This is a genomic window from Pseudomonas serbica, from assembly GCF_028823535.1.
Taxonomy (GTDB): domain Bacteria; phylum Pseudomonadota; class Gammaproteobacteria; order Pseudomonadales; family Pseudomonadaceae; genus Aquipseudomonas; species Aquipseudomonas serbica.
On the sequence record NZ_JAQIYM010000002.1, the window covers coordinates 125,395 to 142,413 of the forward strand.

At 62.0% G+C, this 17,019-nt stretch carries 15 protein-coding genes; 5 read left to right on the plus strand and 10 right to left on the minus strand.

Annotated elements, in window-relative coordinates; translation table 11 throughout:
* Window positions 1-15 precede the first annotated feature (15 nt).
* From NQL71_RS03275 to NQL71_RS03290, 4 genes are all read left to right on the plus strand, one after another.
* Window positions 16-849, plus strand: coding sequence for an alpha/beta fold hydrolase (locus tag NQL71_RS03275; RefSeq protein ID WP_274642270.1), 834 nt, complete (start codon window positions 16-18; stop codon window positions 847-849).
* Between the two features lie 49 nt (window positions 850-898).
* Complete coding sequence (locus NQL71_RS03280; protein WP_046817888.1) at window positions 899-1,348, plus strand: acyl-CoA thioesterase; 450 nt, start codon at window positions 899-901, stop codon at window positions 1,346-1,348.
* A 168-nt stretch (window positions 1,349-1,516) separates the two neighbouring features.
* Window positions 1,517-2,476 (plus strand): tRNA dihydrouridine synthase, encoded by a 960-nt coding sequence (locus NQL71_RS03285; RefSeq protein ID WP_046817889.1) that lies wholly within the window; start codon window positions 1,517-1,519, stop codon window positions 2,474-2,476.
* 122 nt (window positions 2,477-2,598) lie between these two features.
* A complete protein-coding gene (locus NQL71_RS03290; RefSeq protein WP_046817890.1) occupies window positions 2,599-3,045 on the plus strand; it encodes an Hsp20 family protein in 447 nt (148 codons plus the stop codon).
* A gap of 59 nt (window positions 3,046-3,104) precedes the next feature.
* On the opposite strand, the gene NQL71_RS03295 is transcribed toward NQL71_RS03290, so the two are convergent.
* From NQL71_RS03295 to NQL71_RS03340, 10 genes are all read right to left on the minus strand, one after another.
* The gene (locus NQL71_RS03295) at window positions 3,105-4,037 is read right to left on the minus strand and encodes a phosphatidate cytidylyltransferase (RefSeq protein WP_077185521.1); all 933 of its coding nucleotides are present in this window, start codon (window positions 4,035-4,037) and stop codon (window positions 3,105-3,107) included.
* 1 nt (window position 4,038) lies between these two features.
* On the minus strand, window positions 4,039-4,659 hold the full coding sequence (locus NQL71_RS03300) for a lysophospholipid acyltransferase family protein (RefSeq protein ID WP_046817892.1): 621 nt from the start codon (window positions 4,657-4,659) through the stop codon (window positions 4,039-4,041).
* A gap of 9 nt (window positions 4,660-4,668) precedes the next feature.
* The gene (locus NQL71_RS03305; protein WP_046817893.1) at window positions 4,669-5,124 is read right to left on the minus strand and encodes a hypothetical protein; all 456 of its coding nucleotides are present in this window, start codon (window positions 5,122-5,124) and stop codon (window positions 4,669-4,671) included.
* Entirely contained in the window at window positions 5,114-6,457 is a 1,344-nt protein-coding gene (locus tag NQL71_RS03310) for a phosphatase PAP2/dual specificity phosphatase family protein (RefSeq protein WP_248686393.1), read from the minus strand. Before NQL71_RS03310 ends, NQL71_RS03305 begins: the two co-directional genes overlap by 11 nt.
* Window positions 6,457-8,211 (minus strand): bifunctional alpha/beta hydrolase/class I SAM-dependent methyltransferase, encoded by a 1,755-nt coding sequence (locus tag NQL71_RS03315; RefSeq protein WP_046817895.1) that lies wholly within the window; start codon window positions 8,209-8,211, stop codon window positions 6,457-6,459. Before NQL71_RS03315 ends, NQL71_RS03310 begins: the two co-directional genes overlap by 1 nt.
* A complete protein-coding gene (locus NQL71_RS03320; RefSeq protein ID WP_274642271.1) occupies window positions 8,204-8,845 on the minus strand; it encodes a CDP-alcohol phosphatidyltransferase family protein in 642 nt (213 codons plus the stop codon). The genes NQL71_RS03315 and NQL71_RS03320 overlap by 8 nt, the downstream gene beginning before the upstream one ends.
* Window positions 8,846-8,972: 127 nt before the next feature.
* Complete coding sequence (locus tag NQL71_RS03325) at window positions 8,973-9,587, minus strand: hypothetical protein (protein ID WP_274642272.1); 615 nt, start codon at window positions 9,585-9,587, stop codon at window positions 8,973-8,975.
* Window positions 9,584-11,047, minus strand: a complete 1,464-nt coding sequence (locus NQL71_RS03330) for a PAAR domain-containing protein (RefSeq protein ID WP_274642273.1) — start codon at window positions 11,045-11,047, stop codon at window positions 9,584-9,586. The genes NQL71_RS03325 and NQL71_RS03330 overlap by 4 nt, the downstream gene beginning before the upstream one ends.
* 162 nt (window positions 11,048-11,209) lie before the next feature.
* Window positions 11,210-14,485: a PAS domain S-box protein gene (locus NQL71_RS03335; protein WP_274642274.1), complete on the minus strand. Its 3,276-nt coding sequence runs from the start codon at window positions 14,483-14,485 to the stop codon at window positions 11,210-11,212.
* 66 nt (window positions 14,486-14,551) lie between these two features.
* Window positions 14,552-15,442 carry a LysR family transcriptional regulator gene (locus NQL71_RS03340; protein WP_046817910.1) on the minus strand — a complete coding sequence of 297 codons (891 nt, stop codon included), beginning with the start codon at window positions 15,440-15,442 and terminating at the stop codon, window positions 14,552-14,554.
* Window positions 15,443-15,590: 148 nt separating this feature from the next.
* Between NQL71_RS03340 and leuC the strand changes: the two genes are divergently transcribed.
* Window positions 15,591-17,009 carry a 3-isopropylmalate dehydratase large subunit gene (leuC, locus tag NQL71_RS03345; RefSeq protein WP_046817911.1) on the plus strand — a complete coding sequence of 473 codons (1,419 nt, stop codon included), beginning with the start codon at window positions 15,591-15,593 and terminating at the stop codon, window positions 17,007-17,009.
* Window positions 17,010-17,019: the final 10 nt, after the last annotated feature.

Here is a 17,019-nt window from a genome sequence, read left to right on the forward strand (position 1 = left end):
CCTGGGGAGAATGCGATGAGCACGTTGAAGTGGGTTCGTGGCGTTAATGGCGCCTTGGGCTGGTTCGCCCCAAAGCTGGTGGCGAGCAAGATGCGCCTGGCGTTCATGACGCCGCGCGACTTCCCGCCCCGTGACTGGGAGCTGCCACTGTTGGCAAAATCGGAACGCATCACCTTGCGCTTCGGCCTCTCGGCACTGCGCTGGGGGCAGGGTCCGGCGGTATTGCTGATGCACGGCTGGGAAGGTCGGCCCACGCAGTTCGCCAGCCTGATCTCGGCGCTGGTCGATGCTGGTTATTCGGTTGTCGCCCTGGACGGCCCGGCCCATGGTCGCTCACCCGGGCGCGAGGCGAATGTAGTGCTGTTCGCCCGTGCCATGCTCGAAGCCGCCGCCGAGTTGCCCCCGCTGCAAGCCGTCATCGGCCACTCCATGGGCGGCGCCAGTGCGATGCTTGCCGTGCAACTGGGCCTGCGCACCGAAACCCTGGTCAGCATTGCCGCCCCGGCGCGGATCCTCGGCGTGCTACGCGGTTTCGCCCGCTATGTAGGGTTGCCGCCGAAAGCCCGTTCGGCGTTCATTCGTCAGGTCGAGAACGACGTCGGCATGCGCGCTGCGATGCTGGATGTCGCGCACTACCAGCTCGACATGCCTGGCCTGATCGTGCATGCCGAAGACGACACCCATGTCCCGGTCAAGGAGTCGCAACTGATTCACGAAGCCTGGTTCGACAGTCGTCTGCTGCGCCTGCAGGAAGGCGGCCATCAGCGGGTGCTGGCCGACCCGCGGGTGATTGATGGCGTGTTATCACTGCTGGCCGGTCGCAGCCTGCAATCGCGCCAATCGGCCTGAGCATCCGTTACACTGCCCCGGTCGAATCAATCTGACCGGGGAGTGGGGCATGGGCTGGGATCGGGCAACGCCGTTTATCATTGATCTGCAAGTGGGCGCCGAGGACATCGACGGGTTGGGGCACGCCAATAACGCGGTGTACGTGACCTGGCTTGAACGCTGCGCGTGGCGCCACTCCCAACGCTTGGGGCTGGATCTTGTCGAGTATCGGCGCCTGGACCGGGCGATGGCGGTGGTGCGGCACGAGATTGATTACCTGGCGGCCGCCTATGAAGGCGACGAGTTGCAATTGGCGACCTGGATCGTCGATTGGGACCAGCGCCTGAGAATGACCCGTCATTTCCAGTTGAAGCGCCCCAGCGACAACGCCACCTTGTTGCGCGCCCAGACCACCTTCGTCTGCATCGAGCTGTCCACCGGCAAACCCAAGCGCATGCCGGCCGAGTTCATCGAAGGCTATGGCCCCGCCATCCAGAGATCAGAACCTGCGGGAATCTAATGTGGGAGCGGGCTTGCTCGCGAAGGCGTCGTGTCATTCAACATTCATTTCGCTGAGGCACCGCCTTCGCGAGCAAGCCCGCTCCCACAATGGATCTGCGATGTTCTGCAGATTCCTCCGAAACCCAGTAAACTGCCGCACGTTTTTTCCTTGAGTAGTGTTTTCCCCATGCAAATTGCCCTGGCGCCCATGGAGGGGCTGGTCGACGACATCCTGCGCGACGTATTGACCCGAGTGGGTGGCATCGACTGGTGCGTGACCGAGTTCATTCGGGTCAACGACCAGTTGCTCACGCCGGCCTATTTCCACAAGTTCGGTCCGGAATTGCTCAACGGTGCCCGGACAGCTTCCGGCGTGCCTTTGCGCGTGCAGCTGTTGGGTTCCGATCCGGTGTGCCTGGCGGAAAACGCCGCGCTGGCCTGCGAACTGGGCTCTGAAGTGATCGACCTGAACTTCGGCTGCCCGGCCAAGACCGTGAACAAGTCCCGTGGCGGCGCGGTGTTGCTCAAGGAGCCAGAGCTGCTCAACCAGATCGTCGAGCACGTGCGTCGCGCCGTGCCCGCGCACATTCCGGTGACCGCCAAGATGCGCCTGGGCTTCGACAGCCCGGACGGTTCGCTGGTCTGCGCCACGGCGCTGGCCGAGGGCGGCGCCGAGCATATCGTGGTGCATGCCCGGACCAAGGTCGATGGCTACAAGCCGCCGGCGCACTGGGAGTGGATCCCGCGCGTCCAGGAAGTGGTCAAGGTGCCGGTGTTCGCCAATGGCGATATCTGGAGCGTCGAAGACTGGCGCCGTTGCCGGGAAATCAGTGGTGTGGAAGACATCATGCTTGGTCGCGGGCTGGTATCGCGTCCCGACCTGGCCCGGCAAATTGTCGCGGCCAAGGCTGGCGAAGAGGTCGTCGAGATGACCTGGGCCGAGCTGCTGCCGCTGATCCAGGATTTCTGGCTGCAAGCCAAGGCGCAGATGACCGCACGTCAATCGCCGGGTCGCCTGAAGCAGTGGCTGGCCATGCTGACCCGCAATTATCCCGAGGCGGTCGAGCTGTTCAGCGTGCTGCGTCGTGAGACCGAACTGGATCAGGTTTCACATCTGTTGGGCTTGCCGGTGGCTGAAGCGGCCTGAAAAAAATCTTGAAAAAAAGCTCTTGAAAAGCAATCAGCGGTCCCTATCTAAGGGTTACGCGATGCCGAATTCGGGTCGCGGAGACAAAAAACCTTGCTGATTGTTTTCAGGAGATTTGAACCATGAGTACTGCATTTTCCCTGGCTCCACTGTTCCGTTCCTCTGTTGGTTTCGACCGTTTCAATGACCTTTTCGAAACCGCGCTGCGCAACGAGCCGGGCAGCACCTACCCACCCTACAACGTTGAAAAACACGGCGACGATCAATACCGTATCGTCGTGGCGGCGGCCGGCTTCCAGGAAGAAGACCTGGATCTGCAAGTCGAGAAGGGGGTGCTGACCATCAGTGGTGGCAAACGCGACGCCAATGAAGGCGTGACCTTCCTGCACCAGGGCATCGCCCAGCGTGCGTTCAAGCTGTCGTTCCGCCTGGCCGATCATATCGAGATCAAGGCCGCGGACCTGCGCAACGGGCTGTTGAGCATCGACCTGTTGCGGGTGGTTCCGGAAGAGGCGAAAGCCAAGCGCATCCCGATCAACGGGACGCAAAAACCGGCTCTGCAACACTAAGCCAGAGCAGAAAAAGGGCGCCATCCGGCGCCCTTTTTTATGGGTGAGGTCAGGCGGAATCAAGTCCAGCCGTAACGCACCAGATGAAAGAAGATCGGCGCGGCGAAGCACACCGAGTCCAGTCGATCGAGCATGCCGCCGTGGCCTTCAATCATGTGCCCCCAGTCCTTTACACCACGGTCGCGCTTGATCGCCGACATGACGATGCCGCCAGCGAACCCCAGCAAGTTGATCAGCAGGGCAATGAGCAGTGACTGCCAGACGCTGAACGGGGTGATCCACCACAAGGCACAGCCGATCAGCGAGGCCAGCACAATGCCTCCGATAAAGCCTTCCAGGGTCTTGGAGGGCGACAGGTTCGGCGCGATCTTGCGTTTACCGAACAGTTTGCCGCACACGTACTGCAGCACATCCGACATCTGCACCACGATCACCAGGTAGGCGATCAACAGCAGGTTTCGCCCCTCATAACCTGCGATGTCCAGGGTCAGCAGGGCGGGGACATGGGAGACGCAGAACACCGCGATCATCAGGCCCCATTGGACTTTCGAGGCGCGCTCGAGGAAGTGCGTGCTGTCGCCGCCCAGGGACGCCAGGATGGGCAGGAGCAGGAACACGTAGACCGGAATGAAGATCGAAAACAGCCCGTACCAGTCGTAATAGATCAACAGGTATTGCAGCGGCAGCGCCAGGTAGAAGGCCGCGACCAAGGCCGGGTAGTCGCTGCGGCGGGTGGGCGTGAGGGTGAGGAATTCGCGCAGCGCATAGAACGACACGGTGTAGAAGAGCAGGATCACCGCGCCGGTGCCAAGCCAGAAGGCGATCCCGATCACCAGCACCATCACCCACCAGGCGTTGATCCGCGCGTTGAGGTTGTCGATCACCGGGTTGGGGGTGCCGTGGGTGCGGCGCTTGAGCACCAGGCCGATGATCGAGGCCAGCAGCAGGAACGCGCCAATCCCGGCAAACAACATCAAGGTCTGTCTGTCCATGTCAGGCATGCTCCCCGGCCAGGCTCAGCAGCGCTTCGCGGCTGCGTTCGAGGAACTGCGCCTTGCTTTCGTCTTCGTCGATGGCCAGCGCGGCACCAAAGCTAATAGTGCATAACAGCGGCAGCGGCAGCACGCGCCCCTTGGGCATCACGCGGTTGAGGTTGGCGATCCACACCGGGATCACCTGCGCCTGGGGATATTGTTTTGCCAGGTGATACAACCCACTCTTGAAGGGCAGCAGGCCGTCTTCGGGATTGCGGGTGCCTTCGGGAAAGAGGATCAGCGAATCGCCGCGCTCCAGGGCGTCGAGCATCGGCTGCAAGGGATTGTCGGTGCTTTCATTGCGCTCGCGATCGATCAGCACGCCGTTGAACACGCGGTTGATGATGTAGCGGCGCAGGGGACTCTTGAGCCAATAATCCGCGCCAGCAACGGGTCGCGTGATACGGCGCAAGCTCGGCGGCAGGGAGGCCCACAACAGCACGAAATCGCCATGACTGCTGTGGTTGGCGAAATAGATGCGCTGTACCGGTTGTGGCGCACAACCGAGCCAAAGGCTGCGCGCCCCGGTGAGCAGGCGCGCGGCCGAGGTGATGAGGGTGGCAACTACGGGTTCCAGCATGAGAACTCCTTATCCGGCAACGTTCAGCCAAGGGCTGGCCAGGATGAAAAACAGGGTCAATAGCACCTGCGCCACCACCAGCAGCGCCTGGCGGCGTAACAGCTTCAGGGCGCCGGTGATACGTTCGCTCCAGGGGCGGCCGCCGCGTTCGGCAGGTTGCATGCCCAGGGCCGTCAGCGCCTGGTCCAGGTCTTGGGTGCGCTGGGGCAAGTCTTCGGCACGGTCGGCCAGATGGCGGAACAGATCGGCGTCGAAGCCTACCCGCAGTGCCCAATACTTTTGCCACAGACCGAGCACCAGCAACCCGCCGCTGCAGACCAGGCTCCACAGTCCCGTGCCGGGCACCAGGTACTGGCTCAGGCCGAGCAAGGCGCCGAGCAGGGTCAGACCGGTGGACAGTCGATCCAGTGAGTCGCCACGGCGCAACAGGTTGGCGGTCGCCTGCAATTGCATATCAATGGACATCGCTCTCCTCCCTGTTAATCGCCAGTGGCTCCAGAGCCTCTCGATGCAGAAGTCCCAAAACAATCCCCGGGCGTGCGCGCTGGATCACCAAAAAGGCTTCGGCGACGCTGTTGGCCCGCCCGGTGTGCAACAGCCAGGCGGCGACGGCAGTGGCGCTGCGCGAATAACCCAAGGCGCAGCAGACCAGTAGCGGCCCGTGCTGGCGCAGGCTTTCGATGGCCAGCGCGGCTTCCTGGCATTGCGAGGGGGTGGGGGCGGTCAGGTCCAGCACCGGCAGCGTGCGATACGCGACGCTGCCGGGATCGATCGACAGTTCGGCACACAGGTCGAACACGGCGCTGAAAGGGCTGCCCTCGAGTTCCCGGCCAGTCGGTATGCGCCCGAGCCAGACGTCATCGAGTACCTCGTCCGGCAGCGGATTGTTGCGCGTCCACAGGCGCGAGTTGAGCCAGGCAGCCGCCAGGTAGGGCGCCAGCAGCCAGCGAGCGGCAGGGGACAAGCGTCCATCGGCGCGCTTCTGAAAACCGCCTGCGCCCAGCACCGCGTAATTGAGCGCCACCAGCAGCATGGCCGCTGCCGGCCAGGTCAGCCACAGCCAGGTGCCGCCGAAGCAAAAGGCCGGACCCGCGAAAGCAGCAGCGCCCACCAGGTAATACAGCCCCAGTTGCCAGCGTTTTTTTCCGCTTGCCAGCCTGGCACCCTGCAGCGGGCTGGGCCCCTCCAGCGGCCACAGCCAGACACATAGCCAGCCAAGCAGTACTCCGGTCGGCAGATCGATGAAGTGGTGCTGATAGGTAGTCAGTACCGAAATCCCGATCAGGGCAAACCAGGCATGCATCAATCCGCGCCAGAGGCCCTGCAAATGCCTGTGATAGCAAGTCCACAAGATCACCAGCAACGCAATGTGCAGCGATGGCGCCTGATTGAACGGCTTGTCGAAGCCCGCCAGGACATCGAACAGCCAGCCGAATACGCCGTCCAGTTCCGGGCGGGCGAAGGTGAAACGCAACGGCCAGATCAGGAAACAACTGACTGCGATGAGTTGCGCGGTCAGCAGGCGCAAGGCGTGGCGCTTGAGTTCCTGGCGACTGTCGGGTAGCAGCAGGGACAACCCGTACAGTAAGTCGATGGACCAGTAGGGGACGATGGTCCAGGCCGAGAACGGCATGTGGTTTTCCCAGTCGAACACCAGGCTGCCGACATCGTCGCGCTGGGTGGTGTACCAGGTGGCGAAGCCGTAGGTGCCGAAGAACAACGGCGCCAGCAGCAGCAACCAGAGCACCGCCGGTTTGAGCAAGCCGGGCTCGCGCGCCGTCGTTGTGTTGCGCAGCATCAAGACACCCGTTGCGCGAGAGCCACGCTGAAAATACCCCACTCGTCGACGCGCATGCTGACTTTGCGAAAGCCAGCGGCCTCCACCAATTGGTCCATTTCCACCTGGGTGCGCCGGCGCATGACCCAGGCCTGGCCTTCACGGTGGCTGGTCAAGGCGCGGGCGATCAGTTCCAGCTGCGGGTGCCAGGGTTGACCGGTGTAGACCAGATAACCGCCAGGCTCCACGGCTTCGGCCAGGCCGGCGAGGGAGCCCGCGACCATTTGGTTGTTGGCGAACAGCTCGTACAAACCGGAGACCACCGCCAGGGTCGGCTTGGGTTCCAGCGCGGCCAGGTCGGCACGGTCGAAGGCGTCGCCCTTGACGAATTGTGCGATCCCTTCCAGGCCTTTTTCGCGGATCAGCGCGCTGCCGTCGCGCACGTTGATGTCACTGTAGTCGCGCAACAGGATCGACTCGGGTAACGGGCTGACACCCTGCAGGGCTTCAAGAATGTAGCGTCCGTGGCCGGCGGCGATGTCGACGATGCGCACTTCGCGGCCTTGGTCGCGTAGTTGCTGCATCGCCAGGCGCAGCAGTTCTTCGACGTGCAGCTTGCGTTGGCGAATGCCGCGCCAGCCGATGGAGTCGAGGTAATTGCGGTCGATCAGGCGGCCGACGCCTGACTTGCCCGTGGGGGTGTTGCGATAGACGTAGTCCAGGGTGCTCCCGGAGTCGAACCCGGTGTCGAACCCCAGCTTGATCCCGGACGACAGCCGGCTGCCCAGGCGCATGCTGGCACGGGTCATACGCCAATACAGGTCGCGCAGGGAGTTGTGCGGCAGCGGCGCGGCCAGTGATTCGGATTCGGCGCAGGTCAGGCCCAGGCGATCGGCGTCCAGCAGGCTGGGACGTTCGCCGGGTTGTGCGAAGTTCTGCAGGATGAAGCGACGTGCGCTGGCGACGGCGTGCCCGCGGTTCTTTTCGCCCAGGGTGTCGTGAAAGAACCCCGGCAGCACATGTTTTTCCTTGCGCAGGCTGCCCAGGCGCTCGAAGAAGTGTTCCTGGGGCTGGCGATGCACGACGAAGTCGGCACCGGAGATCAATAACTGGGTGGGTATCGTGATGGCCTGGGCATCGGCCACGACCCGTTCGGCGGCCTCGTAGAGACCGAGCAGGACATTCACTGAAATGGCCTTGGTGATCAGCGGATCGCTGTCGTAGCTGGCGACGCGCTGCGGGTCGTGGCTGAGAAAGCGCGCCTTGACGTAGCTGTTGACGAAAAAGTTGCCGCGCCACCGGCGCATCAGCGCCAACCCCTGGCGGGCGAAGGGCACATAGAGCTTGACCTTGAACGCCGGGGACGCCAGCACCAGCGCACGGATGCGCGGCGCGTAATCGTGGGCCCAGGTGGCGACGATCACCGCGCCGACGCTTTGCGCGATCACCGCGATATTCTGTTCGTCGATCTGGTAGGTCGCGCTCAGGTGCTCGCAAAAGGTCTGCACGTCCCGCACGCTGGTGGCGAAGCCGGGGCTGTCGCCGCGGGCGCCTGGCGAGAGGCCATGGCCCCGGGCATCCCAGGCAAAGAAGTCAAAACCGGGCAGGTCCAGTTCATCCACCAGATGGGCAATGCGTCCGGAGTGTTCGTGGCCGCGGTGAAACAGCAGCACGGCCTTGCGCGGTTCACCAGGTTCTGTGGTGCCTGGCCAGTGTCGATAGAACAATTGCACGTCGTCGTGGGTGGTGAATGTCTGTTGCTGTGCTTCACGCATTGCCATTTCCTTCGGCTGAAGAGCTGTCGATTTGTGCTTCCCTGAGGCCCTGGCGGACCCGGTTGACCAGGGTGTAGACCAGTAGCATCGCGATGATCGCGAACACCGTGTTGACCCAGAAGGGGCTGATCCAGCCCGGTACGATGCCAGCGGCCACGATCCCCAGGACAAAAGCCCGGTCACTTTTGCCCATGGGCCCGTCATAGCGCCGCGAAGCGCCGACCATCGGCCCCAGCACGCCGCTGTACTCGCTGAACAAGGCGAGCAGGGCCACCAGCAGCACCAGCCACAGGCTGACACCGGGCAGCAGGGCAAAGGGCAGGATCAGGGCGCAGTCGGCGGTGATGTCGCACAGCTCATTGAGATAGGCCCCCAGGCGCGACTGCTGGTTGAATTCCCGAGCCAACATGCCGTCGATGGCGTTGAGCGCCATGCGCACGATCATCCAGATCGGTACCAGTGCAAAGATCCAGGGGTGATGCACGAAGCTTGCGATCATTACGCCCACCAGGATTGAGCCGATGCCTGCGATCAGGGTGACCTGGTTGGCAGTGGTGCCCTTGTCGAACAGGCGCTGGACCAGGGGGCGCAGGAGGTTTTGGAAGGCGGGTTTGATCTGGTAGATGCTGGGCACGTTGATGAGGTCTCGGGGGAGGCGATATGGTTACTGAGTGTAGATGGCATCTTGGGATGGATTTGGCGACGGCGCCTGGTGTGTGGGTTTAATGCTGAAAGCGTGGTCTTGTCGCGATGAAGAAAAGTCAGGGATTCGTCCATGGTTTGGCCAGTGACAGGGTGATGAGGTAGCGCTCCTCTGTGGGACGCTTCTCGTCCCTGAAACGCCCAACCACCAGCATCACCTGGTACTTGTCGCCCGCATGCCAATAGGAAGTGCCGCCCTTGTTCACGTCGCGCAATCGGGCCCGCCATTCTGGTGTGTCGGCGAACGGTGGATCTTCCTTGATGCGGATGGGCGTCCAACCGGCCTTGCGCAATTGGTCTTGCAAATCCAGCACGACCTTGAGGGTGTCGTCGAGCAAAAGCGGCTCGATTTGTGGGGACATGCGGACACTGTTGATCAAGTCTTTGTTGTAAATAATCGCGAAGAATCGGGCTTGTGGAGTCACGAAGCTGTACTCGGGATCTATGAAGCGCAGGCGGGCATCGGACTTCGGGATACTAAATGAGACATGTCCTTGAATGGCCGGATCGATGGCAGCACTGGAGCGCTGGCGCATAGCCTCGTACGGCTCGCCAATCAACAGGGCGATTTCCGGCTCTTCCGACACCACTTGAATAGCGGCTAATGTCAGGAGGGCCGCGACAGCCAGTGTCAGCATGCCCCGTCGCCAGCCCAGGCGCCGCATGAGGCTCATCGCACGCCTCCACCCCAGGCGATATCCCGAATCGATTCCTCCAGCTGCTTGCGTTGGTCGCTGTGCAGCAGATCATCAAACTGCTCCGCCGCCCTTAAAACGAAGGCCATACGTTGGTTGACCTCGGAGAGGTCGGCAACGGGGTTGTTGCTGAAACCAATGGTGCGTCCATCATCGATACGGCGGCACTGACTGGCCAGGGTCAGTTCGACTGCCTCAGCGACACCTGACGGAAAACCGATGACGTAGGAGGCATGGTTACCGTGCAGCAACCATTGCAGGCCTTTTTCGTTGTACATCGCTGGCTGCAGGATGTTGACTTGTTCGTGCGTTGCAAGAAACGCGACACTCTCGGCGATGTTACCCGCCTCAATTGCCTCAAAGGCTTGCAGGACTTCCTTATGGTCAGTCCCGAATCTCAGCTTTTCCTGCCCGACTGGCCATAGCACCGGATGCTGACCGCTGCCATAAATGTTTTTCCGTGCAGGCAGGCAATCTTTAAGCGCCTCCAACCCACGTTCCCTGTAGAACACATGCAACGGATACACATCCAAAAACAGCGTGGTATTGCCCATCGCCAGCATCTCGTAAACAAACCGGTACATCCGTTGCGAGTACGACAAGGGCATGTCGGCACCCCAGTGAGTGAAGCCCCACACCGGGTTGTCACGGTTGGCCTGTTCGTACTCGTGCTGGCGCTGCTCGAACTCGCGAATTTTTGCGCGTTTTTCCCGCTCGCTGCTGCTGAACAAACCACCCAGTCCTCGTCTGGCACTGTCCCTCAGTTGCTGTATCGCCTGCTCTTCCGCCTGCATCTTCTCAAGCGTGTCGGCCGCGTGCAGTAGTCCACAACCCACCTGTTTCGAGGCGAAGGCCGCAAGACCTGCCCACTGGAATCGCGGATCGAGGCGCCAGAGCTGCGCGTAGGCCGCATTGATTGCCTTGTTGCGTGTCTTCGGATCGGCGATCAGTTTGCCGCCCGGTGCCGCGACGTTCTCGACCCGAAGCTGGTAATCGCGCCAAAGGTTTTCACAGACTGTCCCTGGCCGTTCGCTGAGCGTGGGTGTGGGCGCCCGCGCTGAAGTGGAGCCGGACTGTCGCGGGGCGACCGGGTTGCTGGGCGCAACTAGCGCCGCTTCCTGTTGAGGGACACTCCTCACGGATTGCGGCGCACCACCTTGTTTGGACTCATAGGTGGCGTTGGTGAAGGAGTGGAGGAGACTGGCCTTGCAGGGGCAGCTGCTGCGGCTATCCAGCGAGCCAGATACCAGTCTGCCGTGACTGTCCATGTACGAGATGCCACCGACGATTTGGTAGGTTTCGTCGTTTTTGCCACAGGAAACCCGATCCCCTGCGCGAGCGTGGGCGATGCCAAACATCATCACGCGGGTATCGGCCTCGAGCACCTCGCCACCGCAACTGGTCTTCTCGCCCTTGCGAATGAAATATCCCTTGGCCATGGCTGCAACTCCTTGTCTGTTGATGATCAAATTGCGCCTGCCTCCGAAGGATTGGAGGCAGGGCAAAGTGCAGCGCAAGGGTTCTATATGGGGCGGTCAGGCGTAAATCGGACGTTTCCGGAATGCGCGTATGAAAGTGGTATTCAACCAGTAAGTTCGTTCCTACAGGAGCTTCTGCAGATCCTCCACCGGCAGCGGCCGGCTATGCAGGTAGCCCTGATAGAGATGGCAGCCCAGGCCTTGCAGGAACTCCAGTTGCTCCGAGGTCTCCACTCCTTCGGCGATGATCTTCAGTTCCAGGCTGCGGGCCATGGCGACGATGGCGCGGATGATTTCGGCGTCGTTGGGGTCGGTGGTGGCGTCGCGAATGAACGACTGGTCGATTTTCAGGGTGTCGACCGGCAGGCGCTTGAGGTAGGTCAGCGAGGAGTAACCGGTGCCGAAATCGTCCATGGCAAAGCTCACGCCCAGCTTTTTCAGGCGCAGCATCTTGTTGATGGTGTCTTCCAGGTTCTGGATGACGATGCCTTCGGTGATTTCCAGTTTCAGCAGCGAGAAGGGCAGGCCATAGGTGGCGAGGCTGTTTTCGATGCGCTCGACGAAGTCGTTCTGGCGGAACTGGCGTGGGCTGATGTTGACGCACAGGCTGAATTGCGCGGGGTCCACCAGGCCATCGGCGATCAGTTGCCTGAAGGCCTGGCAGGCTTCGTCGACGATCCACGTGCCGACCTCCAGGATCAGCCCGCTGTCTTCCAGGACCTTGATGAACTCGGTGGGCGACTGCGCGCCCAGCTCCGGATGGTTCCAGCGCACCAGCGCTTCGGCGCCGACGATGCGGTTATCCCGGGCGTCCACCTGGGGTTGGTAATGCACGCGAAACTCACCGCGCGAAAGTGCCAGGCGCAGGTCGGTTTCCATGCGCAGGCGCTCGCTCGCGGCCTTCTGCATGGTGTTGTGGTACATCTGCGCGGTATTGCGTCCCGAATCCTTGGCGCGATAAAGGGCGATGTCGGCGCGCTTGAGCAAGTCGGTTGGCGTCGAGCCGTGGTCGGGAATCAAGGCAATACCGATACTCGGCGTCACCTGCAGGCGCTGGCCGTCGAGGAACATCGGCTCGGACAGCAGCTCACGAATGGTATCGGCCAGCTCGCGGACCTGATCGCTGACCTCGTTGCGCGAGCCTTCGAGGCCACTGAGCAACACCACGAATTCATCACCGCCCAGGCGCGCGACGGTGTCTTCCATGCGCACGCTGGCTTCCAGGCGCGCGGTGATGATCTTCAGCACCGTATCGCCCACCGGATGACCGAGGGAATCGTTGATGTGCTTGAAGTGGTCGAGGTCGAGGAACATCAACGCGCCGCGCAGGTTATGGCGCTTGAGCAGGGCGATCTGCTGGCTCAGGCGATCCATCAGCAGCGCGCGGTTGGGCAGGTTGGTCAGCGGGTCGTGGTAGGCCAGGTGACGGATCTGCGCCTCGGCGTTCTTCAGCAGGCTGACGTCCCGGGCGGTCAGCAGCAGGCACGCGGTTTCGTTGAGGGTGATCGGTTCTACCGAGACCTCTACCGTCAGCAACTCGCCGCGCTTGTTGCGCCCGAGCATTTCCTGGTGATGCACCCGGCCCTTGATCTGCAGCTCGGCGAGCAAGGTCGAGCGTTGTTTTTCTTCGGCCCAGATCCCCACCTGGTACACGGTACGACCGATCACTTCGTCGGCGCGGTAGCCGGTCAGGCGGCAGAAACCGTCGTTGACCTCCAGGTAACGCCCGGTATCGCGTTCAGTGATGGTGATGGCGTCGGGGCTTGAGTGGAAGGCCTTGGCGAATTTCTCTTCGCTGGCCTTGAGCGCCGCTTCCGAGCGTTGCTGCTGGGTGATGTCGCGCAAGGTGGTGACGACGCACGGCTGCTCGCTGACGCTGATCTGGCGGCTGGAAATCACGCAAGTCAGCGACTGCCCGTCCTTGTGCTGGACGAGGATCGCGACATTGTTCAGGCCTTGCTCGCGGATCACCTGTTCGATTCGCTGCAGGCTTTTTGCCGAGGCGTCCCACAGGCCGATTTCGTCGGCGCTGCGCCCGATCACATCGGCGGCGCTCCAGCCGAAGGTCTGGGTGAAGCTGGAGTTGATCTCGATGAACTGCCCGGTGTCCTGGCGCGTCACGCAGATCGGGTCCGGGCTGACCTGGAACAGGGTGGCGAATTTCTCTTCGGAGGCCACCAGGCGTTGTTCGCGCTCGACCTGGTCGGTGATGTCGAGCAGGGTACCGGCCATGCGCAAGGGCACGCCGTTTTCATCGCGGTAGAGGCGCGCACGGCTTTCCAGGTAGCGTGAGCTGCCATCCGGCATCTGCACCCGATAGGTCAGCTGATAGTTGCCGGCCGGGCCTTCGCGCAGGCTGCGGTAGGCATCGCGCATGGTGTCGCGCTCTTCGCCGGGCACGCCTTCGAAAAACTCGTCGAAGGATTCATGAAAAGGCATGGCCTCCATGCCGTGCAACTGCGCGGCGCGGGCCGAGCCATACAACATGCCGCTGGGAATGTGCCAGTCCCAGGTGCCCAGTTGCGCCGAGTCCAGGGCCAGGTCGAGGCGCTCCTGGCTGTCCTTGAGGGCGTGCTCGGCGGCCTTGCGTTCAGTGGTGTCGAGAAAGGTGCTCAGCAGGAAGGGCTGGCCTTCGAGTTCGACCTTTTGCGCGCTGAGGATGCCATCGTGGATCTGCCCGTTGCTGGCGCGAAACTGCACTTCCATGCTGGTCAGCTCGCCTTTGGCCTTGGTGGCCGTGACCAGTTGCGCGCGTTGTTCGGGGTGCACCCACAGGCCCAGTTCCAGTGTGGTGCGGCCGATCGCATCCTGGACCGGCCAGCCGAACAGGCTTTCGAAATACTGGTTGGCTTCGGTGATCAGGCCGTCTTCCTGGCGCGTCAGCAGGACCATGTTCGGGCACAGGTGAAACAGCGTGGCGAAGCGTTTCTCCGAGCTGCTCAGCGCCTGTTCGCGCTGGCGTTGGTGGGTGATTTCGCGGATCACGCCAATCATGCGTGGACGGCCGTGCTTGTCCGGCAGCAGGCTGCCGCTGATCTCCAGCCAATGCAGGCTGCCGTCGGGCCAGCGCACGCGGTGGTGCATCGCTTGTTCTAGCGGCGCACCGCCGATCACGGCATGGAAGGCGCGAAGGGTCTTGGCCCGATCTTCCACAGGCAGCAAGTCAAGGTATTCCAGGTCGGCCGGCAACGGTTGCCGGGGATCGAAACCAAACAGCGCCTGGGTGCCCCGGGACCAACTGATCTGCCCGCGCTCGATGTCCCAATACCAGGCACCCAGGCGCGCGCCGTTGAGCGCGGCCAGCAGTTGCGAGGCACTCTCCCAGCTCTGTTCGGAGCTTTTGGGGTCGAGCGCCTGGATGCGCGGCATCGGCGGAATACGGTCAACAGATTTCGGCATTGGCAAGCCTTGGGCTGAATTGGGTCTCGGGTACAGGAATTCGCGGCTCTATAGGAGTAGCACAAGTTAGCCTTGAGTCCCTGGCAGATCGATCTGGGCATCCAGCAAGGCCATGAAGGCCCGTGCTGCGTTCGATAGCGTCCTTTCAGTGTGCAGGATATAGCCTAGCTGGCGAGTCAGTTGTATGCCCGGTAAAGGTATCCGCGCAACCTGGTCATCGAGCATGGTGCGTGGCAGGACGCTCCAGGCCAGGCCGATCGACACCATCATCTTGATGGTTTCCAGGTAGTTGGTACTCATGGCGATATTCGGCGTCAGGCCCTGGGCTTCGAACAGGCGCTGGACGATGTGGTGGGTAAAGGTATTGCCGCCGGGGAACACCGCCGGGTGGCGGGCGATGTCCGCGAGGCTGACCTTGCCATTGTTGATCAGCGAATGCTCGGGGGCGACCACGAAGTCCAACGGGTCGTCCCACACCGGCGTGGCCTTGACCAGGGCGTGGGGTTCCGGGGCCAGGGTGATGACCGCGAGTTCCGCCCGGCCATGGAGGATTTCTTCGTAAGCCACTTCCGAATCGAGAAACTGGATATCCAGCGCCACCTCGGGATAACGCCGGGTGAACTCTCTTAATAGAGGCGGCAAACGGTGCAGGCCGATGTGGTGACTGGTGGCCAGGGTCAGACGGCCGGTCACCTCTCCGGTGAGGTTGGTCAAGGCGCGGCGCGTATCATCGAGGACGTTCAGAATCTGATAAGCCCGCGGCAGCAGGGCGCGGCCGGCCTCGGTCAGGCCGACTTCGCGACCCAGTCGATCGAACAGCCGCACCTTCAGTTGCTGCTCCAGCCCGGCGATGCGCTTGCTGATTGCGGGCTGGGTCAGGTGCAACCGTTCGCCCGCGCCGGAGAAGCTTCCCGTCTCGGCGATGGCAATAAAAGCATTCAGGTTGGCCAGGTCCATGTCTGTATTCCAGTTGGTTATCCAAAGCATAAAAAATATGAATTTGAGTTATTTAATGTAACCCCATAGGATCAGCCTCACAAGCCAAAGGGTTATTGAAAATCTCAAAGCCCGGGGCATAGAAACAAGCTGATGAGGAAACCGTCTGATGGCCGGCAAAACGCTCTACGACAAGCTCTGGGATTCGCATTTGGTCAAGCAGCGCGACGATGGTTCGGCGCTGATCTACATCGATCGTCACATCATCCATGAAGTGACCTCGCCACAAGCCTTCGAAGGCTTGCGTCTGGCCGGGCGCAAGCCATGGCGCATCGATGCCAACATCGCGACCCCGGACCACAACGTACCGACCACCCCTGAGCGCAAGGGCGGCATCGCGGCCATTGCCGACGAGGTTTCGCGTTTGCAGGTCCAGACCCTCGACGATAACTGCGATGAATACGGCATCGTCGAATTCAAGATGAATGACGTCCGCCAAGGCATCGTCCACGTCATTGGCCCGGAGCAGGGCGCCACCTTGCCGGGCATGACCGTGGTCTGCGGCGACTCCCATACCTCGACCCACGGCGCGTTCGGTGCCCTGGCCCACGGTATCGGCACTTCCGAGGTCGAGCACGTGCTCGCCACCCAGTGCCTGGTCGCCAAGAAAATGAAGAACATGCTGGTTTCCGTCGAAGGCCAACTGCCGTTCGGCGTGACCGCCAAGGACATCGTGCTCGCCGTGATCGGCAAGATCGGCACCGCCGGCGGTAACGGCCACGCCATCGAGTTCGCCGGCAGCGCGATTCGTGACCTGTCCGTCGAAGGCCGCATGACCATCTGCAACATGTCCATCGAGGCCGGTGCCCGCGTTGGCCTGGTCGCCGCTGACGAAAAAACCGTGGCTTACGTCAAGGGCCGTCCATTTGCCCCGAAAGGCGCGGAATGGGACCTGGCTGTCGAAGCCTGGAAAGACCTGGTTTCCGATAAAGACGCCAAGTTCGACACCATCGTTGAACTCGACGCGACCCAGATCAAGCCGCAAGTCAGCTGGGGCACTTCGCCCGAGATGGTGCTGGCGGTGGATCAGAACGTGCCGGATCCGGCCAAGGAGATGGACCTGGTCAAGCGCGGTTCCATCGAGCGCGCCTTGAAGTACATGGGTTTGACCGCCAATCAGGCGATCACCGACATTCAGCTGGACCGCGTATTCATCGGTTCCTGCACCAACTCGCGGATCGAAGATTTGCGCGCTGCGGCGGTGATCGCCAAGGGTCGCAAAGTGGCCTCGACCATCAAGCAGGCGATCGTGGTGCCGGGTTCGGGGCTGGTGAAGGCGCAGGCTGAATCGGAAGGCCTGGACAAGATTTTCCTCGAGGCCGGATTCGAATGGCGTGAGCCGGGTTGCTCGATGTGCCTGGCGATGAACCCGGACCGTTTGGAGTCCGGCGAGCATTGCGCATCCACGTCCAACCGCAACTTCGAAGGTCGTCAGGGCGCCGGTGGCCGTACCCACCTCGTCAGCCCGGCCATGGCCGCGGCCGCCGCTGTGAACGGTCGTTTCGTCGACGTCCGTGAATTGATCTAAAGGAGCGCAG